The organism is Cupriavidus sp. 05N38, from assembly GCF_056397345.1.
Window position 1 is genome coordinate 158,552 of sequence record NZ_JBFTNF010000012.1, and the last position, 18,149, is coordinate 176,700.

General features: G+C 68.4%; 16 protein-coding genes and 1 pseudogene. 10 read left to right on the forward strand and 7 right to left on the reverse strand.

All coding sequences use genetic code 11. From position 1 onward, the window contains the following. The first annotated feature begins 78 nt into the window (after positions 1-78). The 5 genes from AC1DK4_RS11800 (at position 79) to AC1DK4_RS11820 (ending at position 7,088) form a co-directional block, all read left to right on the forward strand. A complete protein-coding gene (locus AC1DK4_RS11800; RefSeq protein ID WP_477131543.1) occupies positions 79-2,364 on the forward strand; it encodes an AsmA family protein in 2,286 nt (761 codons plus the stop codon). A 255-nt stretch (positions 2,365-2,619) separates the two neighbouring features. Beyond that, a complete protein-coding gene (locus AC1DK4_RS11805; RefSeq protein WP_441613187.1) occupies positions 2,620-3,813 on the forward strand; it encodes an MFS transporter in 1,194 nt (397 codons plus the stop codon). Positions 3,814-3,948: 135 nt separating this feature from the next. Beyond that, positions 3,949-4,587: a pyridoxamine 5'-phosphate oxidase gene (pdxH, locus tag AC1DK4_RS11810; RefSeq protein WP_441613188.1), complete on the forward strand. Its 639-nt coding sequence runs from the start codon at positions 3,949-3,951 to the stop codon at positions 4,585-4,587. Between the two features lie 180 nt (positions 4,588-4,767). Further along, on the forward strand, positions 4,768-6,000 hold the full coding sequence (locus AC1DK4_RS11815) for a class I SAM-dependent methyltransferase (protein WP_441613189.1): 1,233 nt from the start codon (positions 4,768-4,770) through the stop codon (positions 5,998-6,000). A gap of 8 nt (positions 6,001-6,008) precedes the next feature. Beyond that, positions 6,009-7,088 carry a DUF72 domain-containing protein gene (locus AC1DK4_RS11820; RefSeq protein WP_441613190.1) on the forward strand — a complete coding sequence of 360 codons (1,080 nt, stop codon included), beginning with the start codon at positions 6,009-6,011 and terminating at the stop codon, positions 7,086-7,088. Between the two features lie 40 nt (positions 7,089-7,128). On the opposite strand, the gene msrA is transcribed toward AC1DK4_RS11820, so the two are convergent. The 5 genes and pseudogenes from msrA to AC1DK4_RS11845 all read right to left on the reverse strand — a co-directional run bounded on the left by msrA (position 7,129) and on the right by AC1DK4_RS11845 (position 12,463). Beyond that, positions 7,129-7,656, reverse strand: a complete 528-nt coding sequence (msrA, locus tag AC1DK4_RS11825) for a peptide-methionine (S)-S-oxide reductase MsrA (RefSeq protein ID WP_477131556.1) — start codon at positions 7,654-7,656, stop codon at positions 7,129-7,131. After that, a pseudogene (locus AC1DK4_RS11830) lies at positions 7,633-9,183 on the reverse strand (class I adenylate-forming enzyme family protein); the annotation flags it as partial. The gene msrA and the pseudogene AC1DK4_RS11830, both read right to left, overlap by 24 nt. Then, positions 9,180-10,424 (reverse strand): acyl-CoA dehydrogenase family protein, encoded by a 1,245-nt coding sequence (locus AC1DK4_RS11835; protein WP_441643191.1) that lies wholly within the window; start codon positions 10,422-10,424, stop codon positions 9,180-9,182. The pseudogene AC1DK4_RS11830 and the gene AC1DK4_RS11835, both read right to left, overlap by 4 nt. A gap of 72 nt (positions 10,425-10,496) precedes the next feature. Continuing rightward, the gene (locus tag AC1DK4_RS11840) at positions 10,497-11,342 is read right to left on the reverse strand and encodes an alpha/beta fold hydrolase (protein WP_441613194.1); all 846 of its coding nucleotides are present in this window, start codon (positions 11,340-11,342) and stop codon (positions 10,497-10,499) included. A gap of 53 nt (positions 11,343-11,395) precedes the next feature. Next, on the reverse strand, positions 11,396-12,463 hold the full coding sequence (locus AC1DK4_RS11845) for a 2,5-dihydroxypyridine 5,6-dioxygenase NicX family protein (protein WP_441613195.1): 1,068 nt from the start codon (positions 12,461-12,463) through the stop codon (positions 11,396-11,398). A 167-nt stretch (positions 12,464-12,630) separates the two neighbouring features. Here AC1DK4_RS11845 and AC1DK4_RS11850 point away from each other — a divergent pair, with 167 nt between their 5' ends. Continuing rightward, positions 12,631-13,185 (forward strand): flavin reductase family protein, encoded by a 555-nt coding sequence (locus AC1DK4_RS11850; protein ID WP_441613196.1) that lies wholly within the window; start codon positions 12,631-12,633, stop codon positions 13,183-13,185. A gap of 18 nt (positions 13,186-13,203) precedes the next feature. Further along, positions 13,204-13,650 (forward strand): MarR family winged helix-turn-helix transcriptional regulator, encoded by a 447-nt coding sequence (locus tag AC1DK4_RS11855; protein ID WP_441613197.1) that lies wholly within the window; start codon positions 13,204-13,206, stop codon positions 13,648-13,650. A 12-nt stretch (positions 13,651-13,662) separates the two neighbouring features. Here the strand turns inward: AC1DK4_RS11855 and AC1DK4_RS11860 are convergent, their stop codons facing one another. Next, positions 13,663-14,145: an Lrp/AsnC family transcriptional regulator gene (locus AC1DK4_RS11860; protein WP_441613198.1), complete on the reverse strand. Its 483-nt coding sequence runs from the start codon at positions 14,143-14,145 to the stop codon at positions 13,663-13,665. A gap of 162 nt (positions 14,146-14,307) precedes the next feature. Here AC1DK4_RS11860 and kynB point away from each other — a divergent pair, with 162 nt between their 5' ends. The 3 genes from kynB to kynA all read left to right on the forward strand — a co-directional run bounded on the left by kynB (position 14,308) and on the right by kynA (position 17,185). Beyond that, positions 14,308-14,970, forward strand: coding sequence for an arylformamidase (gene kynB, locus AC1DK4_RS11865; RefSeq protein WP_441613199.1), 663 nt, complete (start codon positions 14,308-14,310; stop codon positions 14,968-14,970). Positions 14,971-15,033: 63 nt separating this feature from the next. Then, on the forward strand, positions 15,034-16,290 hold the full coding sequence (gene kynU / locus AC1DK4_RS11870) for a kynureninase (protein ID WP_441613200.1): 1,257 nt from the start codon (positions 15,034-15,036) through the stop codon (positions 16,288-16,290). Positions 16,291-16,303: 13 nt separating this feature from the next. Further along, positions 16,304-17,185, forward strand: coding sequence for a tryptophan 2,3-dioxygenase (gene kynA / locus AC1DK4_RS11875; protein ID WP_441613201.1), 882 nt, complete (start codon positions 16,304-16,306; stop codon positions 17,183-17,185). A gap of 62 nt (positions 17,186-17,247) precedes the next feature. Here the strand turns inward: kynA and AC1DK4_RS11880 are convergent, their stop codons facing one another. After that, positions 17,248-18,072: an IclR family transcriptional regulator gene (locus tag AC1DK4_RS11880; protein WP_441613202.1), complete on the reverse strand. Its 825-nt coding sequence runs from the start codon at positions 18,070-18,072 to the stop codon at positions 17,248-17,250. Between the last annotated feature and the right edge of the window lie 77 nt (positions 18,073-18,149).

The following is an 18,149-nucleotide window of genomic DNA, read 5'->3' on the forward strand; positions in this document are numbered from 1 at the left end:
GTGGTTCGACCGCCGCCTCGCCCCCCAAGACGCAATACATGCGCTGCGCGCGGTCCGCCCGACCAGGATACCGACCCCATGTCCCTGCGCCGCAAGGCAGTTATCTGGAGTGTACTGACACCGCTGGTGTTGATCGCCGTGCTGTTCGTGGTCATTCTGACCTTCGACTGGAACCGCCTCAAGCCGTGGCTCAACCAGCGCGTGTCCGAGGCGATCGGCCGGCCCTTTGCCGTCAACGGCGACCTGACCCTGACCTGGCGCCGGGCGGAAGGCGAGACCGGCTGGCACACCTGGGTGCCCTGGCCCCGCCTGTCCGCCACCGACATCACCGTCGGCAACCCCGGCTGGGCGCGCGAGCCCAACTTCGCCACCGTGCGCGAGCTGATCTTCGTGGTGCGTCCGCTGCCGCTGCTCAGGCACCAGATCTCGGTTCCCACCATCGTCGTCGACAGCCCCGCCGTGTGGCTGGAGCGCCTGGCGGACCAGCGCAACAACTGGACGTTCGACATGGCGTCGAGCAAGAAGCCTTCGGAATGGAAGCTCGATATCGGCGAAATGGCGCTGGCGCGGGGCGACCTGACCCTGTCCGACAAGGCCATGAAAATCGAGATGCAGGCCCGCCTGGACACCATAGGCGACAGCCCGCTCTACGACAGGGCCCGCGACGGCGCGCTGATCAATCCCGCGGCCTCGGGCACGCCGGGGAGCGCCAGCGCAACGGTCCCCGCCCCCGGCCAGCCCGGCACCGGCAGCCAGCGCTATGGCGTGCGCTGGAAGGCCACCGGGCGCTACAACGACGCCACCATCAACGCCACCGGCAAGGCCGGCACGGTGCTCAGCCTGCGCGACACCAACATGCCCTTCCCGGTACAGGCCGACGCGCGTGTCGGCAATACGCGCGCGGTGGTGGAGGGCACGCTGACCAACCCCGCCCACCTTGGCGCGCTCGACGTCCACCTGCAGCTGTCGGGCGACAACATGGCCAAGCTCTATGCCCTGACCGGCATCGTGCTGCCCAGCACGCCGCCATACGAAACACGCGGCCGGCTCGTCGCCACGCTGAAAAAAGGCAGCTCGGTGTACCGCTACGACAAGTTCAGCGGACGCGTCGGCGGCAGCGACCTGAACGGCACGCTTACCTACACGCAGCGCCAGCCACGCCCCCTGCTGTCGGGCGAGCTCGAATCCGGCCAGTTGCGCTTCGAAGACCTCGCACCGCTGATCGGCGCCGACGCCAAGCCCGGGCAAGCTGCTTCCGGCAGCGGCGTGAAGCAGCCCGCCGACAAAGCCCTGCCGGTGGCGCCATTCCGCACCGAACGCTGGGACAGCATCGACGCCGACGTGAAGTTCACCGGCAAGCGCATCATCCGCACCAGCGACCTGCCGATCACCGACCTCGTCACCCATCTCAAGCTCGACGACGGCGTGCTGACCCTGGACCCGCTCGACTTTGGCGTGGCGGGGGGCAACCTGGTGTCCTCGCTGCAACTCAACGGCAAGCGCGAACCCCTGGCCGCCATCATCAACATGAAGGCGCGCCACCTCAAGCTCAAGGAGTTGTTCCCCAAGCTCGAATCGATGCGCGCCAGCATCGGCGAGCTCAACGGCAGCGCCAGGCTGAGCGCGACCGGCAACTCGGTGGCCACGCTGCTGGGCAGCGCCAACGGCGAAGCCAAGCTGCTGGTGGAGAACGGCACGGTGAGCAAGTTCGTCCTGGAGGCGATGGGGCTGAACGTGGGCAGCGTGGTGATCTCGAAGCTGTTCGGCGACAAGCCGGTGCAGATCAATTGCGGCGTCAGCGATTTCAGTTTCACCAACGGCGTGGCGCGCGCGCGTACCTTCGTGCTCGATACGCAGGATGCCGTGATCGATACCAGCGGCGCCGTCGACCTGGCCAGCGAGCGGCTGGCGCTGACCGTCCGGCCCGACTCGAAGGGCCTGCGCATCTTCTCGCTGCGCTCGCCGCTCTATGTGGGCGGCACGCTGAAAAAACCATCGGTCAGCCCGGACGTGGGCGTGCTGGCCCTGCGCGCCGGGGGCGTGGTGGCGCTCGCGCTGGTGGCGCCTATCGGCGCCGCCGTGCTGCCCCTGATCGACCTTTCCACCAGCGAGAACTCGCAGTGCGGCAAGCTGCTGGCCGAGATCCGCAAGCGTCCGATCGCCCCGCCTCCCGGCAAGACCTACCGCGATCCGGCCACCGGCGCCACCGGCCAGGCTGCCGGACCCGCGCCGTCGCCGGACAGCGGGGCCGAAGCCAGGACGCCGGCCGCCGCCGCGGCCGCGGCGAGTGCCAGGCCCGCGCAAGTGCRCCCCGCCGCGCCTGCGCGCCCGGCTCCCGATGCCTCGCTGCACCAGGGCGGCTGAGCCAACCCCGCGGCTGTTGCCCACCCGCGACACATCCCCGCCAGACGAGGCACTTTCGCAACACTTTCGCGCTCTCCGCGCAGACAGTCGTTGTACATCGGCCACGCCGCTCGCATAATTAAACGGCCATTTACAACGAAGTTTCCAATAGATGGCGCAATACGGATGTCCGCGAGCGATCGTGGCCTCCTTCCCTGGGTGCGGTTTCGGCCGCACTTGTTTTTCCTCCGGTTTCCTACCCGCCCCCGCCCGCGCATGCCGCCGCTACAGACCACCGTTCCGCCGATCAGTTGCCTGATCGCGCTCACGGTGTGTAACCACGTGGCCTTCAATGCCAGCCGCGTGGTGGTCTCGCTGTTCGCCCTCTCCCTCAAGGCTTCCACCGTCACGCTCGGCATCCTGATGTCGCTCTATGCGCTGTTGCCGATGTTGCTGGCCATCCATGCCGGCAAGCGCATCGATGAGACCGGGCCGCGCAAGCCCATGGCCGCCGGTTCGATGATGGTCCTGGCGGGCACGCTGCTGCCGGCATTGTGGCCGGGCATCGCGGCGCTGTATCTTTCGTGCGCGCTGATCGGGGTCGGCTTCATGCTGGTCCAGGTCGCCATGCAGTTGCTGATCGGGCAGATCTCCAGCGACGGCACGCGACTGCGCAACTACACGCTGCACGCGCTCGGGCTGTCGTTCTCGGGCACGGTGGGGCCGGTGGTGATGGGCTACCTGATCGAGCACGCCGGCTTCCGTCCGGCCTTCTGCGCGCTAGTCGTGGTGGCCGGCGCCGGACTGGCCGGGCTGTGCCTGGTACGCCGCCGGCTGCCCGAACGCGGCGGGCGTGCCGCACGCGGCGCCATCGCCGACGGCAGCCGCAACTCCACGCTGGGGCTGCTGGCGCACCCCGAGCTGCGTGCGGTCTTCATCGCCAGCGCAGTGCTGTCCGCCGCCTGGGACCTGCACGCATTCCTGATCCCGATCCAGGGCACGCGCGTCGGGCTTTCGCCGTCGTCGATCGGCTGGGTGCTGGGCGCCTTCGCCATCGCCACCTTCGCGATCCGGGTGGCGATGCCGCTGGTGTCGCGCCGGCTGTCCGAATGGAAGGTGATCCGCGGCGCGCTGCTGGTCGGCGCGGTGGCCTACCTGCTCTATCCCTTCGTGTCCCAGTTCTGGCTGATGTGCTGCCTGGCGTTCCTGCTCGGGCTCGCGCTGGGCAGCGCGCAACCCAACGTGATGAACATCCTGCATGCGGCGTCGCCTTCCGGGCGTGCCGGCGAAGCGCTGGGCCTGCGTTCGGCGGTGCTCAACACGAGCCAGGTGGTGTGGCCGCTGACATTCGGCGTGGTCGGCACGGCGCTTGGCATGCTGCCGATCTTCCTGTCGATGGCGGGCGCCATGGGCGTGGCTGGCTACTATTCGCGCGCGCATGCGCGCAAGCTGCCGCCGTCCGAGGCCTGAGCGCTGGCCGGGCGAAGGGATTGCGCAGGCGCAAATGCGGCTTGCAGCGCTTTCGCTATACTCAAATCAGGCGCGCCGCCGGTGCCGGGCAGGCTTGCCCGGTGCGCGGCCCGCAGACTTGATACCTGACCTGACATGACCCAACTTGCCGACCTCCGCCGCACCTATGTGCTGGGCTCCCTTTCCGAGTCCGACGTGGCGCCCGACCCGATCAGCCAGTTCCAGCGCTGGTTCGATGAAGCCACCCACGCCAAGCTGCCCGAACCCAATGCGATGACGCTGGCAACGGTCGATGCCGGCGGCCAGCCTTCCGCGCGCATCGTCCTGCTCAAGGGCATGGATGCCAGGGGCTTCACGTTCTTCACCAACTATGAAAGCCGCAAGGGCCTGGACATGGCTGCCAACCCGCGCGCGGCGCTGTTGTTCCACTGGGTGCAACTGGAGCGCCAGGTGCGCGTGGAAGGCGTCGTGGAGAAGGTGGACGAGTCCGAGAGCGATGCCTACTACGCCTCGCGCCCGCTCGGCTCGCGCCTCGGCGCCTGGGCCTCGGAACAAAGCCGCGAGGTCGCGGACCGCGCCGTGCTGGAGCAGCGCGAAGCGGATTTCCGCGCCAAGTTCGGCGACAACCCGCCACGCCCGGCCCACTGGGGCGGCTACCGTCTCGCGCCGACACGGATCGAGTTCTGGCAGGGCCGCCCGTCGCGCCTGCATGACCGCATCGCCTACCGCCTGCAGGCGGACGGTGCGTGGCAGATCGCGCGGCTGTCGCCATGAAGGACGCGGGGGCCCTGGGAACGCTCGCCCGACCGGGGCCGCGCACTGCACAAATTTGGGAATTGTCGTAAAGTGGTTTATGGCTGCTTCCATCAGGGAGCGGCCATAAGGCGCGGGCCACAAGCCTGCCCGATGCTGAGGTTCGAGGAGTGTGCCGCAACCGCCGAATAGGGAGGCCGCATGTTTTTCAAGCAAGCACTGGACAAGCAACTGGATCACTGGATCGCCGATTTGCGCGACCGTGCCAATCTCCCTGTCAGATTGCGGCTATGGAACGGCAGCGAATATCCACTCGGCCGTTTCGAGCACCCGGCTGTGACGCTGACGATACGCGAGGCCGGCGCCCTGTCACTGCTGCTGACGCCCAGCCTGGACAACCTCGGTGAAGCCTACGTACAGGAGAAGATCGACCTGGACGGCAAGCTCAGCGACATCATCGCCGTGGCCTACCGCTTTTCCGCCGCCGCCAGCGCACAGGCAGGCGGCGCACTGGCCCGGGTGGCGCAGCACTTCGCTCACACCAAGGCGGCCGACAAGGCATCGATCCAGTACCACTACGACGTTTCCAACGAGTTCTACCGGCTCTGGCTCGACCCGGCGATGGTCTATTCCTGCGCCTATTTCGAGCACGGCAACGAGGATCTCGCCACCGCGCAGCGCAAGAAGATCGACCACATCCTGACCAAGATCCGCCTGCAGCCCGGGCAGACCCTGCTCGACATCGGCTGCGGCTGGGGCGCGCTGGTGCTGCGCGCGGCGCAGAAGTTCGGCGCGCGCTGCGTGGGCATCACGCTGTCGCAAAACCAGTTCGACCTCGCTACCGAGCGCGTCAGGCAGGCCGGACTGTCCGAGCGCATCGAGATCCGCCTGCAGGACTACCGCGATACCGCCGGGACCTTCGACCGCATCACCAGCGTCGGCATGTTCGAGCACGTGGGCAAGAACAATCTGTCCGGCTACTTCAGCCGCATGTGCGACCTGCTGGCCGACGACGGCTATGCCATGAACCATGGCATCACCTCGCCCGATCCGGATAGCGGCGCCACGCCGATGGACGGCTCCGAGTTCATGGATCGCTATGTGTTCCCGCAGGGCGAGCTGCCGCACATCGGCATGGTGCTCAACACCCTGCAGCGCGGCGGCCTGGAGGCGACCGACGTCGAACTGATGCGCGGCCACTATCACCGCACGCTGCATCACTGGGCGGACAACTTCGAGGCGCAGGGTGATACCATCCGCGCCATGGTGGGCGAGAAGAAATACCGCATCTGGCGCGTCTACCTGGCGGGCTGCGCGCATGCCTTCGACACCGACCAGATGTCGATCTACCAGGTGGTGTGCCACAAGGCCGGCCTGTCGGCGACGGGCCTGCCCTGGTCGCGCCGCTATATCTACGACAAATCGCTGGACTGAAAACCTGCTTGACTGAAGACCTGTTCGGCGGCCTGCCGGAAATACCCGCGGCCACCGCGCGCAGTGGCGACACATTGCCTGGCACCGACGCCACGGCCTGCGCCGCGCGCCCTGTGCGCGGAAAAAGCGTGCAGGCGCCCCCTCCCGATCCCGCCCTGCTCGCACTGGCCGAGCGCCTTCCGGCCGGACTGCACCTCGGTACATCGTCGTGGTCCTATGGCGGCTGGAACGGACTGGTCTACCACGGTGAATACAGCGACAACCTGCTCTCGCGCAAGGGCCTGGCCGCTTACTCCCTGCATCCACTGCTACGGGCTGCCGGCATCGACCGCGGCTTCTACGCACCGATCCCGCTTGCGGACTATCTTGCCTATGCGGCCCAGGTGCCGGCGCATTTCCGCTTCCTGACCAAGGCGCCCGCGAGCGTATGCGATCCGTGGCTGCGCACGTCGGAGGGCGCGGGGCGGCTGGCCAATGCGAGCTTCCTCGATGCGGGGATCGCGGCGCGCGATTTCGTCGGGCCGGCTACCGCGGGGCTCGGAGCCAAGTGCGGCCCGCTGCTGTTCCAGCTGTCGCCGCTGGGCGCGATGGCCGTGGACAGCGCCGGCTTCCTGTCTCGGCTCGATGCTTTCCTGGGTGCCCTGCCCGCGCTCGACGCCGCCGCCACGCCGCATGCGTGCTATGCGGTGGAACTGCGCGATGCGTCCCTGCTCACGCCCCGTTTCATCAAGCTGCTGCGTGCGCGTGGCGTGCGTTTCTGCCTGTCGGCGCGCGAGCGCATGCCGCCGGCAGAACGCCAGCTGCCCGCGCAGGCATTGATGGATGAAGCCGCGCCGGGACCACTGGTGCTGCGCTGGATGCTGCATGCGGGCTTTGCCTACGAGCAGGCCGAATCGCGCTACGCGCCGTTCGACCGGCTGGTCGACGAAGATCCGCACACGCGCGCCGTGATCGCCGAGCAGGTTGCCCGCACGCTGCGCGCCGGACAGCCCGCCTATGTGATCGTCAGCAACAAGGCCGAAGGTTCCGCGCCGCTGACCTGCGTGCGGCTGGCGGAGGCGATCGCCGAGCGGCTTGCCGCGAACTGAGCGGCTCGCCGGCACGCAAGCGCACCGGCGACGGCGCGCCTCACCGGATCAGCAAGTGCGCGAACTTCTGCCGGAACTTGGCCAGCTTGGGCGAGATCACGAACGAGCAATAACCCTGGTTGGGGTGGTTCTGGTAGTAGTTCTGGTGGCTTTCCTCGGCACGCCAGTACGGCTGGGTGGGCTCGATCTGGGTGACCAGCGGGGCGTCGTAGAGCTTCTGCGCGATAACTTCGCGCATGACGTACTCGGCCATCGCGCGCTGGGGCTCGGAGTGCGTGAAGATGACCGAGCGGTATTGCGTGCCGACGTCGTTGCCCTGCCGGTTCAGCGTGGTCGGGTCATGGATGGCGAAGAAGATCTCCAGGATCTCGCGATACTTGATCACGGACGGGTCGAAGCTCACCTGCACCACTTCGGCGTGTCCGGTCTCACCGTCGCATACCTGCTCGTACGTCGGATGGTTCACGTGGCCGCCGGTATAGCCTGACTCCACCGCCCGCACCCCCCTGACCTGCTGGTACACCGCCTCCAGGCACCAGAAACAGGCGCGCAATTGCGGCTTGAGCACTTTGCCCAGCGCGCTCCTGGGCAGGGCATCGAGCAGCACCACGCGGCGCGGCAACTTGAAACGCGCGATCTGCGCGGCCAGCGCTTCGCGCAGCGGCTCCTGCGCCAGCGCGGCACGGTCCGCGCCAGTGGCCGGCACCACCACCGCGACCGGCACCTCGCCCCAGTGCGTATCGGGCAGGCCGACCACCGCGCAATCCGCCACGCCCGGCAGGCCCAGCAGGACGTTCTCGATCTCGGCCGGATAGATGTTCTCGCCGCCCGAAATGATCATGTCCTTGCTGCGGCCGACCACCTCGATGCAGCCGTCGGCATTGCAATGCGCGAGGTCGCCCGAATGGAACCAGCCGTCGCGGAAATCCGGATGGTCCGGCTGGCGCCAGTAGCCCTGCATCAGGTTGGTGCCGGACAGCCACAACTCGCCGACCTCGCCTGGCGCCACCTCGGCGCCGCCGGCGCCGGCCACGCGCACCCGCACTTCGGGCTGCGGCCAGCCCGCGTAGCCGGGGTGTGCCATGGCCTGGTCCAGCCGCAGCACGACCGACACCGGGCCGCTCTCGGTGGCGCCRTAGACCTGCCCGAGCGGCACGCCGCGCGCATGGAAGGCATCGATATACGCGCGCGGAATCGGCGACGATCCCGCCATCACGCCGCGCAGCGAAGCAAGGTCCGCGCGCGCCCAGTCCGGGTGCTCGAGCACCGCGCGCAGCGTGGCCGGCACCATCAGCGACAGCGTGACCTTGGAGCGCGCCAGTTCGGCCAGCCATGCCTGCGGCGCGAAGCGCTGGTGCAGCGTGACCTGCGCGCCGGCCAGCAGGGCCGGCAGCGTCTGGATGCACAGGCCGCCCACATGGAACAGCGGCAGCACCGACAGGACGTGGTCGTCCGGCGTCATGCCGTGCGCCCACCAGCTCGCGCGCGCATTGGCCAGCAAGGCCGCCTGCGTGTGCAGTGCGCCCTTGGGCTGACCGGTGGAACCCGAGGTATAGACCAGCAGCAGCGGCGCCTGGTCTGGTTGCCCGGGCGGCGCAGGCAGCGCCGCGTGTCCCGTGGCAGGACGATCCACCAGGCTGTCGATGGGCGCGTGCCCGACGCGAGCCTGCGTTGCGCAGGCGGCCGCGGCGGCCACTGCCCCGGCCGCCTGCGCGTGTGGCGCGTCGTGGAACAGCACGCGGATGCCCGCATGCACTGCGATGGCTTCCAGCTCGGGAACCGCAAGACGGAAGTTCAGCGGCACGAAGATCGCGCCGAGCCGTGCGCAGGCGAACAGCATGGCGAGCTGCAGGTCGTGGTTCAGGCAGAGCGTGGCAACCCGCTCGCCCGGCTGCACGCCCCAGGTGCCGGCAAGGTGGGCACTGAGACGCTCCACGCGCCGCCACAGCCGGCCGTAGCTGATGGTGTGGCCGAGGCTGTGGAGCGCGGGCCGCTGCGGCGCCGCGCGTGCGTGCGCATGCAGCGCGCGCAGCAAGGCGCCTGGCTCCGGCGTGCCGGCGGGAACGACAAGGAGCCGGTCGGCACGCGCGCTCATTCGTCGCGCTCGCCCGATTCGTAGAGCGTTTCCCGGCCCATGCGGTCGAGGATCAGCTCGGCGGTCCACGGCAGCATCAGCGCGCCGCAGCGCGAATCGCGGTAAAGCCGCTCGAGTGGCAGGTCCTTGAGCATGGACTGCCCGCCGCAGGTGCGGATCGCCAGGCGCGCGATGTCGTTGGCGCCCTCCATCACGCTGTAGTGCGCGGCGTACAGGCGCATGCGCGCATCCTTGGAAGGATTGGCGCACGCTTCGTGGATCACGCGCCAGAAGATCGAGCGCATGTTTTCCAGCTGGATGCGCATCTGCGCCACCGCGATCTGCTTGGTGGGATACATGCGCCGCTTCACCGGCGGCTGGCCCGGCACCTCGCCGCGCAGATACTGCACGGTGAAGTCATAGGCTGCCTGGGCCACGCCGAGGTAGGTCGGCGAGAGCGTGAAGAACATCGCGGGCCAGGTCTGCGCGGCCTTGAAGTAGACGCCGCGCGGCATCAGCTGCTCGTGGTCGGCGACGAACACATCCTTGAGCAGCAGCGTGCGCGAGACCGTGCCGCGCATGCCCATCGGGTCCCACTCGCCGGTGACGGCGAGGCCTTCGGCATTGCCCGGCACGGCGATATAGAGCGTGTCGCGCATGTCGGGCGAATGGTCGGCGCATTCCTCGGTGCAAAGGATGCCGTAGTAGTCGGCGGCGCCCGACAGCGAAGCAAAGATCTTGCGGCCGTTGAGCACCCAGCCGCCATCGACCTTGTGCGCGCTGGTGCCGAACGGGGCTCGCCCGGCGGCGGCGGCCGAGCCTTCCGAGAACGGCTGCGCGTAGATGGCGCCGTCCCTGACCACGCGCGCGAAATGCAGCTCGCGGCGGCCGTCGTGTTCGGCCCGTTGCGCGGGCGTCATGGCGACGCCGTCGGCCAGCATGCCCGTCCACATGGTGGAGCAGATATGCATGTTGTAGGTCAGTGCCGTGGCACCGCAGAAGCGGCCGATCTCCGCGCCCACCATGCAATAGGTAGCGAAGTCCGCGCCCTCGCCGCCGAACTCGCGCGGCACGCACAGGCCGAGCAGGCCGGCTTCGCGCAGGTCGTCATAGTTGGCGAAGGGAAAGCTGGCCTCGCGGTCCCACTGTGCAGCGCGCGGGGCGAAGCGCTCGCGGCCGAGCCGGTTGGCCAGCACCAGCAGGCGCTCCTGCGCCTGGGTGAAGTCGGCGGCGCCGACGGCAGGGATAAAGTCCAATGGCATTGGTTGGTCTCCCGGGCATCGTCGCGCGGCGATGCCTCGCTATTGCTTGTGTTTTCTGGTGAAACGCCGCCTTCAGCGCGCGGGAAAATGGCGGCCGAGGAAAGCGAGCACGGCGGCATTGAATGCCGCGGGCCGTTCCATGCATGCGAGGTGACCCACCGCCGGCAGGCACAGGTACTCGGCGCCGGCGATCTTCTGCGCCATGCGCTCCATCACCGCCGGTGCCGCATTGGCGTCGTGCTCGCCGGCCAGCGCCAGCACCGGCACCGTGATGCGCGCCAGCAGCTCGCGGCAATCGAAACGCACCAGCGCCTGCAGCGCGGCGCGATAGGTCGCGGGGGGGACGGCAGCCATCACGCTGGCGGCGAAGGCTACCGCATCGGCATCCGCCTGCGGCGCCACCATCGCGCGCACCAGCCCGCTCGCCATTTCGGCCATGGTCTTGCCCGCGTCGAGCGGCGCCGTGCGCGCGGCGACGAAGTCGCGCTGCCACTGGCCATCAGCCTTGCCGAACGCCGGCGAGGTACCGGACAGCACCATGCCGTCGATCAGCGCGGGTGCGGCGGCGTATGCTTGCTGCGCCACCATGCCGCCCATGCTGTGACCCAGCAGCAGGACGCGCCGGCCGGCGTCGCGCTCGGCCTGCAACACCGGCATCAGCGCTTGCGCCAGCCCGGCGAAATCGTAGGGCTCGATCATTGCGCTCGCGCCGTAGCCAGGCATGTCCCAGGCCACGGCGCGATAGCCCGCCTGCGCCAGCGCGTCGAGCTGCGCCGGCCACGCGGCCTTGCCGCCGCCGATGCCATGCAGCATCACCACCGCCACCGGGCCATCGCCCTGCGCGATGGTGGCGATGCCGTTGGGATGGGTGTGGATGGTGGTCTTTGTGGTCGCTGTGGTCTTTGTGGTCTCTGCCATTGCGTTTCCTGTCATGCGCCTGCCCTCTTCAAATGGTCTGCCCGGCCATCGCATCAGCTGGCCGCGGCCAGCCTGCCTTCCTCGACCTCGTTCGCCCCGTCCAGCGTGACGGTGCAATTGCGCAGCGGCAGGTCGAAGTGGCCAAGGGTGTGGCGGCCGGCGACCTCGTTGGCGCCGGTCGAATAGAGGAAGTTGCCGGCAAAGGCGCGCAGCTCGGTACCGTTGCAGTCGCGCTTGTCGTAGAACGTCATCGCATCCCAGCGCGCCTGCGGGTTCATGCCCCAGCCCACGTGGGAAACCGCATAGGCATCGCGCGTGCCTTCGCGGTCGGCCCACGCCGCGTAGTAGCCGCGCATCATGTCGGCGTCGACACCCAGGCCTTCGATGGCGACGATGTAGTCATCCTCGACATGGCAGACGATGATGTCGCGCAGGTAGGTCTTGAAGGTCAGGTTGACGTCGCCGGGCGCCAGCACCAGCGTGCCGTTGACCTGGCCACCGGCGGGAAATGCCAGGCACAGGCCGCCCGGCCAGTGCGCGACCTGCCCCGGCTTGTTGCAGTAGCCCCACACGCCGCCCACGCGGGCGTCGCCGAGGCCGATGCGCAGCTCGGTTCCGGCCGCCGAACGCACGCGCATCTCGCGCGCGCCGCGCAGGCGCTTCATGGCGGCGCGCACGCTGCCCTCCAGCGCAGCATCGGGCTGGCAGCGCTCGAGGATTTCGGGATGTTCGTTGCTGACCATCAGCAACCGCGGCACGATGCCGTCGGCGCCCTGCAGGATGCGCGGCAACTCGGGAGCGTGCAGCAGGCCTTCCACGGTGCAGTCGATCACCAGGTGGCAGCGTTGCAGCGCGGCCACTACCGGAGCAAGTTGCCGGAGCGCGTCGCTGGCGCCGGTGGAGCGCACCGGGGCGGGCGCACTGAGGGGCGCGGACGGCACCCGGATGCGTACCGGCGTGGCGCCGAGCGCCTGCACCGCCAGCTCGGCCAACTCCACATTGACAGGACGGGATTGGGACTCCGTTACAATCCCCACGACTTGTCCGGCCGACAGGGCGCAGAGTTCGAGGGTATGACGGAACGCCGCCAGCCAGCGGTGTTCGATGTGCTCGATGAGCATGTTGTCTCCTCCAGTGCGGAATCCGCCGCGTCCCGGCAGGCCCGCGGGCAGCCTTGGTGCGCCAGCCCACCGATGCCTGGCACCGGACGCATTAGCTTGTACTTGTGCTTCTTGTCGCTGGCGCAAATAATATATGAAATTTCATGGATTCAAGTGGAGCCCGCGCTATGGGCATGCCTGAGGCCACGCCGCGCATGATCGGCAAGGCTGCTTCTCCCGATTTCGATACGCTGCACTTCCGGCGCACGCTGTCGCAGTTCGCCACCGGCGTGACGGTCATCACCACCCGTGCGGGCCCTGGCTCGCCCCCGGGCGTGCCGTTCGTGGGCATCACCGCCAGCTCCTTCAACTCGGTATCGCTGGACCCGCCCCTGGTGCTGTGGAGCATGGCCACGCGCGCGAACAGCCTGCCGATGTTCCGCGACGGCTCGCACTACATCATCAATGTGCTGTCATCCACGCAGCTGGACCTGTGCCAGCGCTTCGCCACGCTCAAGGGCGATCGTTTCGCCGGCGTGGACTACCGCCTGTCCGAGAACGGCCTGCCCATCCTGAGCAATGCGCTGGCGTGGTTCGAATGCCATAACCGCAGCCGGTACGACGAGGGCGACCATGTGATCTTCGTGGGCGAGGTGGAGCGCTGCGGCGTGCACGATGACGGCGGCAGCCCGCTGGTGTTCCACGACGGACGCTTCGCCACCACCTACCCGCTGGCGGACTGAGGCGCCGGGCGCACGGCCATGACGCAATCGTCCAAGCCTGCCTTCGTCGACGGCTACCTGCCTTACCTGCTGGCGCGCGCAAGCTATCTCGTTTCGGGCGAATTCCACCGGCAGGTGGAAGCCGCGGGTTTCTCCGTGCCCGAATGGCGCGTGCTGGCCACGCTGGCCGACCGGCCCGCCTGCACCATCGGCGCCCTGGCCGATATCACCCTCACCAAGCAGCCTACCCTGACCAAGCTGATCGACCGCATGGAGGCCAGCGGCCTGGTCACGCGCCGCAACGGCGCGCATGACCGCCGCCATGCGCTGGTCTCCATCACCGCGGGCGGCCGCACCCGTGCCCGCGCCCTGCTCGACCAGGCCGCCGTGCACGAGCAGCAGGTGCTGGACGACTTCGGCGCCGCGCAGGCCGACCAGCTCAAGGACACGCTGCGCCGGCTGATCGCGCTGCACGCGCCGCGCTAGCGGGGCCTGCGCTCATGTGCCGGGCGAGCCCTTGATCACGGCCAGTGGGGAGCCATCGGTCTTGATCTTCTGCAGCACGATATTGGAGCGGATGTCCATCACGCCCGGCGTGCGGTAGAGCCGGTTGACGATGAAATCCGAGTAGTGCTTGAGGTTGCGCGCCTGCACCTTGAGGATGTAGTTGCTGTCGCCGGTGATGATGTAGGCAGACACCACTTCAGGCCACGCCTGCACCGCCGCGTTGAAGGTGTCGTGCCAGCCTTCCACGTCGTGCCGCATCGACACCTGCACGATCGCTTCGATTTCCAGCCCGAGCCGCTCGGCATCGAACCAGGCGCGATAGCCGCCGATCACGCCGCTTTCTTCCAGCAACCGCACCCGCCGCAGGCAGGCCGACGGCGACAGCGCCACGCGGTCCGCCAGGTCCTGGTTGCTGATGCGTCCGTTCTCCTGCAGGCAGCTCAGGATGCGCAAATCGGTGGGGTCGAGATTCATTTCGCAGATTATTTACACATTTTGTCGTCTCGTGAAATTCTATGCGAATTCGCGACCAAAACCCCAGGCATTTAGCAAGCCTCTTGCCCGGAATATTGACTATCATGCCGTCATCCGCTCCCCACTGAGCCAAGGAGCGCCGGATGACGGCGCGACCAGCCAATGACAGACCAAGCCGCCCTCGCACCCCCCACCGAACGCCAGTTGTGGGACATCAGCCCGCCGCTGTCGCCCGCCACCCCGGTGTGGCCGGGCGACACGCCGTTCCAGGAAGAGCGCGCCTGGCAGATGGACGCGCACTGCCCGGTGAATGTCGGCCGCATCACCTTGTCGCCGCACACCGGCGCCCATGCCGACGCGCCACTGCACTACGCCGCCGACGGCGCGCCCATCGGCGCGGTGGACCTGGCGCCCTACCTCGGCCCCTGCCGCGTCATCCACTGCATCGGCGCCGCACCGGTGGTCGAGCCGCGCCATCTCGGGCACGCGCTGGCCGGCACACCGCCGCGCGTGCTGCTGCGCACTTATCGGCAGGCGCCGCTGGCGCACTGGGATCCGGATTTCTGCGCGGTCGCGCCAGAGACCATCGCCCTGCTGGCTGCGCACGGCGTGACGCTGGTCGGCATCGACACGCCTTCGCTGGACCCGCAGCAATCCAAGACCATGGATGCGCACCGCATGGTGCGCCGGCACCGGCTGGCCATCCTCGAGGGGCTGGTGCTCGATGCGGTCGACGAAGGCGACTATGAACTGATCGCGCTGCCGCTGCGCCTGGCGGGCCTCGACGCCAGCCCGGTGCGCGCGGTACTGCGCAGCCTGGCATGACGCGGAGCCGCGTCGCCACCCACCCGACACTGAACCACTGAACTCTTCCAGGACGCTTCGCCCATGACCGTACAAACCCGCGCGCAATGTCTCGCGCTAGACCAGCAGGACCCGCTGCGCAGCCTGCGCGACCAATTCGCGCTGCCCGAGGGCGTGATCTATCTCGACGGCAATTCGCTGGGCGCCCGCCCGCGCAGTGCCGCCGCGCGCGCCGCCGAGGTGGTGAGCGAGGAATGGGGCACGGGCCTGATCTGCAGCTGGAACACGGCCGGCTGGTTCGAACTGCCGCAGCGCCTGGGCAACAAGCTGGCGCCGCTGATCGGCGCCGGCGAGGACGAAGTGGTGGTGACGGACACCACGTCGATCAACCTGTTCAAGGTCCTGGCGGCAGCGCTGCGCGTGCAGCAGGCGCGCGACCCCAGGCGCAAGGTGATCGTCTCGGAAGCCAGCAACTTTCCCACCGACCTCTATATCGCGCAGGGCCTTGCGGACCTGCTGCAGCAGGGCTATTCGCTGCGCCTGGTGAATTCGCCGGCGGAGATCGAGGCGGCGGTCGATGCCGACACCGCGGTGTTGATGCTGACCCACGTGAACTACCAGAGCGGCGAGATGCTGGACATGGCCGCCGTGACCGAGATGGCGCACGCGTGCGGCGCGCTGACGGTGTGGGACCTGGCGCATTCGGCCGGCGCGGTGCCGGTTGCGCTGAAGGCATCGGGCGCGGACTACGCGGTCGGCTGCACCTACAAGTACCTCAACGGCGGGCCCGGTTCGCCGGCCTTCCTGTGGGTGGCGCCCGCGCTGCGCGATGCATTCTGGCAGCCGCTGTCCGGCTGGTGGGGCCATGCCGCGCCGTTCGCGATGGAACCGGGCTACCGGCCGCGCGAAGGGGTCGGCCGCTTCCTGTGCGGCACGCAGCCCGTGACCTCGCTGGCCATGGTCGAATGCGGGCTCGACATCTTCGCCCAGACCGACATGCGGGCGCTGCGCGCCAAGTCGCTGTTGCTGACCGATCTCTTCGTCGCGCTGGTGGAGCAGCGCTGCGGCCACCACCCGCTCGAACTGGCCACGCCGCGCGCGCATGCACGCCGCGGCAGCCATGTCAGCCTTGCCCATCCCGAYGGCTTCGCGGTGGTGCAGGCGCTGATCGAGCGCGGCGTGATCGGCGATTACCGCGAACCACGCATTGCACGCTTCGGCTTCACCCCGCTGTACATCGGCTTTACCGACGTGTGGGATGCGGTGGAGGTGCTGCGCGACGTGCTCGACAGCGGCAGCTACAAGGAAGCGCGTCACCAGGCCCGCGGCCAGGTGACCTGAACAGGAATTCGCCATGACGATCAACAAGGGATGCCCGATGTCGGGCGCGGGCAGCGCGGCGGCAAGCGGGAACGATGCCGCCTGGCACGACGCGCAGATGGACTTCGCCAGGGACATGAGCTACGGCGACTACCTGGCGCTGGACCAGATCCTCAACGCCCAGCATCCGCTCTCGCCCGAGCACAACGAGATGCTGTTCATCGTGCAGCACCAGACCAGCGAACTGTGGATGAAGCTGGCGCTGCACGAACTGCGCGCGGCGCGCGAATGCGTGCGGTGCGACCAGTTGCCGCCGGCCTTCAAGATGCTCACGCGCGTGTCGCGCATCATGGAGCAGCTGGTGCAGGCGTGGAGCGTGCTGGCCACCATGACGCCGCCGGAGTACACGGCGATGCGTCCCTACCTGGGCATGTCCTCCGGCTTCCAGTCCTACCAGTATCGCGAGATCGAGTTCATCCTCGGCAACAAGAACGCCGCCATGCTGCTTCCGCACGCGCACCGGCCGGAGCACCTGGCGCTGGTGGAAGAGGCGCTGCGCACGCCGTCGCTCTATGACGAAGCGATCCGCCTGATGGCGCGGCGCGGCTTCGCCATCGACGCGGCCTGCATCGAACGCGACTGGACCCGCCCTGCCGGGGAGAATGCCTCGGTGGAGGCTGCGTGGCTGGAGGTCTATCGCCAGCCCGAGGCGCACTGGGAACTGTATGAACTGGGCGAGAAGTTCGTCGACCTGGAAGATGCGTTCCGGCAATGGCGCTTCCGCCATGTCACCACCGTGGAGCGCGTGATCGGCTTCAAGCGCGGCACCGGCGGCACGGAAGGCGTGAGCTACCTGCGCAAGATGCTCGACGTGGTGCTGTTCCCCGAACTCTGGAAACTGCGCACCGATCTCTAGGCGTCTGCGGGAAACGCTTCAAGACAGGAAGGACCCCGGAGGACCCCGGCGCGGGCCGTGCTTCAGGACGCCGGGTCCGACAGCCGCGCCGCCAGCGCGCGCAGGGCCGGCGCCAGCTTGTCGTGGAATTCGGCCTCTTCCACCGAGCCGTACGACGCGCTGCAGCTCAGCATGTGCAGCTCCTTCTCCCCCACCGGCCGGAAGGCCACCGCGCAGGCGTGGATCGCCGGGTGCCAGTCGCGGAACGATGCCGCATAGCCCCGTGCAGCGGCCTGCGTCACCGACGCGCGCATGGCCGCCTCCTGGGTCTTCCATTGCTCCGGAAAGGCCTGTGCGAACTCCGCCAGCACGCGGTCGCGCCTGGCTGCCGTCAAGGCTGCCAGATAGGCGCGCCCCATCGAGCTGGATACCAGCGAGAGCCGCGATCCCACGCCCAGTCCGAGCATCACGCCGGCATCGTTGCGGATCGACTCGAGATAGATCACGTCCAGCCGCTCGCGCTTGCCCAGCGACACAGACACCCCGTACGCCTGCGCAAACGCCAGCATATGCGGGCGTGCCAGCGTCACCACGTTGGATGCCGCCAGATACGAATAGCCCAGCGCCAGCACGCCGGCGTCGAGCGCGTACTTGCCCAGGCTGTCGTCGTAGCGCAGGTAGCCGAGCTGCACCAGCGTGCCGGCCAGCCTGCTCACGGTCGCCTTCGGGAAGCCGGTACGGCGCACGAAGTCCTGGTTGCCCAGCATCGATTCGCCGGTGCGGAAGCAGCGCAGCAGTTCCAGGCCGCGCGCCAGGGCGGCGACGAAATTGGGATCGCTTTCGCGCGGCGCGGCGCCGGCGGCATCCGCATCCTTCGTGGCGGACAAGGCTTGCGATTCAGTGGCCAAGGGACGGCTCCGGCTGGTTGGATGGGAACGCACCGCGGCCGGTCAGCGAACGGTCGTATTGCGGGTGCCGATTCCGG

Bases quoted from the DNA above. Each gene is read 5' to 3' on its own strand.
- AC1DK4_RS11805 (WP_441613187.1), top strand. From the start codon at position 2,620: ATGCCGCCGCTACAGACCACCGTTCCGCCGATCAGTTGCCTGATCGCG.
- pdxH (WP_441613188.1), top strand. From the start codon at position 3,949: ATGACCCAACTTGCCGACCTCCGCCGCACCTATGTGCTGGGCTCCCTT.
- AC1DK4_RS11815 (WP_441613189.1), top strand. From the start codon at position 4,768: ATGTTTTTCAAGCAAGCACTGGACAAGCAACTGGATCACTGGATCGCC.
- AC1DK4_RS11835 (WP_441643191.1), bottom strand. From the start codon at position 10,424: ATGCCATTGGACTTTATCCCTGCCGTCGGCGCCGCCGACTTCACCCAG.
- AC1DK4_RS11840 (WP_441613194.1), bottom strand. From the start codon at position 11,342: ATGGCAGAGACCACAAAGACCACAGCGACCACAAAGACCACCATCCAC.
- AC1DK4_RS11845 (WP_441613195.1), bottom strand. From the start codon at position 12,463: ATGCTCATCGAGCACATCGAACACCGCTGGCTGGCGGCGTTCCGTCAT.
- AC1DK4_RS11850 (WP_441613196.1), top strand. From the start codon at position 12,631: ATGGGCATGCCTGAGGCCACGCCGCGCATGATCGGCAAGGCTGCTTCT.
- AC1DK4_RS11855 (WP_441613197.1), top strand. From the start codon at position 13,204: ATGACGCAATCGTCCAAGCCTGCCTTCGTCGACGGCTACCTGCCTTAC.
- AC1DK4_RS11860 (WP_441613198.1), bottom strand. From the start codon at position 14,145: ATGAATCTCGACCCCACCGATTTGCGCATCCTGAGCTGCCTGCAGGAG.
- kynB (WP_441613199.1), top strand. From the start codon at position 14,308: ATGACAGACCAAGCCGCCCTCGCACCCCCCACCGAACGCCAGTTGTGG.
- kynA (WP_441613201.1), top strand. From the start codon at position 16,304: ATGACGATCAACAAGGGATGCCCGATGTCGGGCGCGGGCAGCGCGGCG.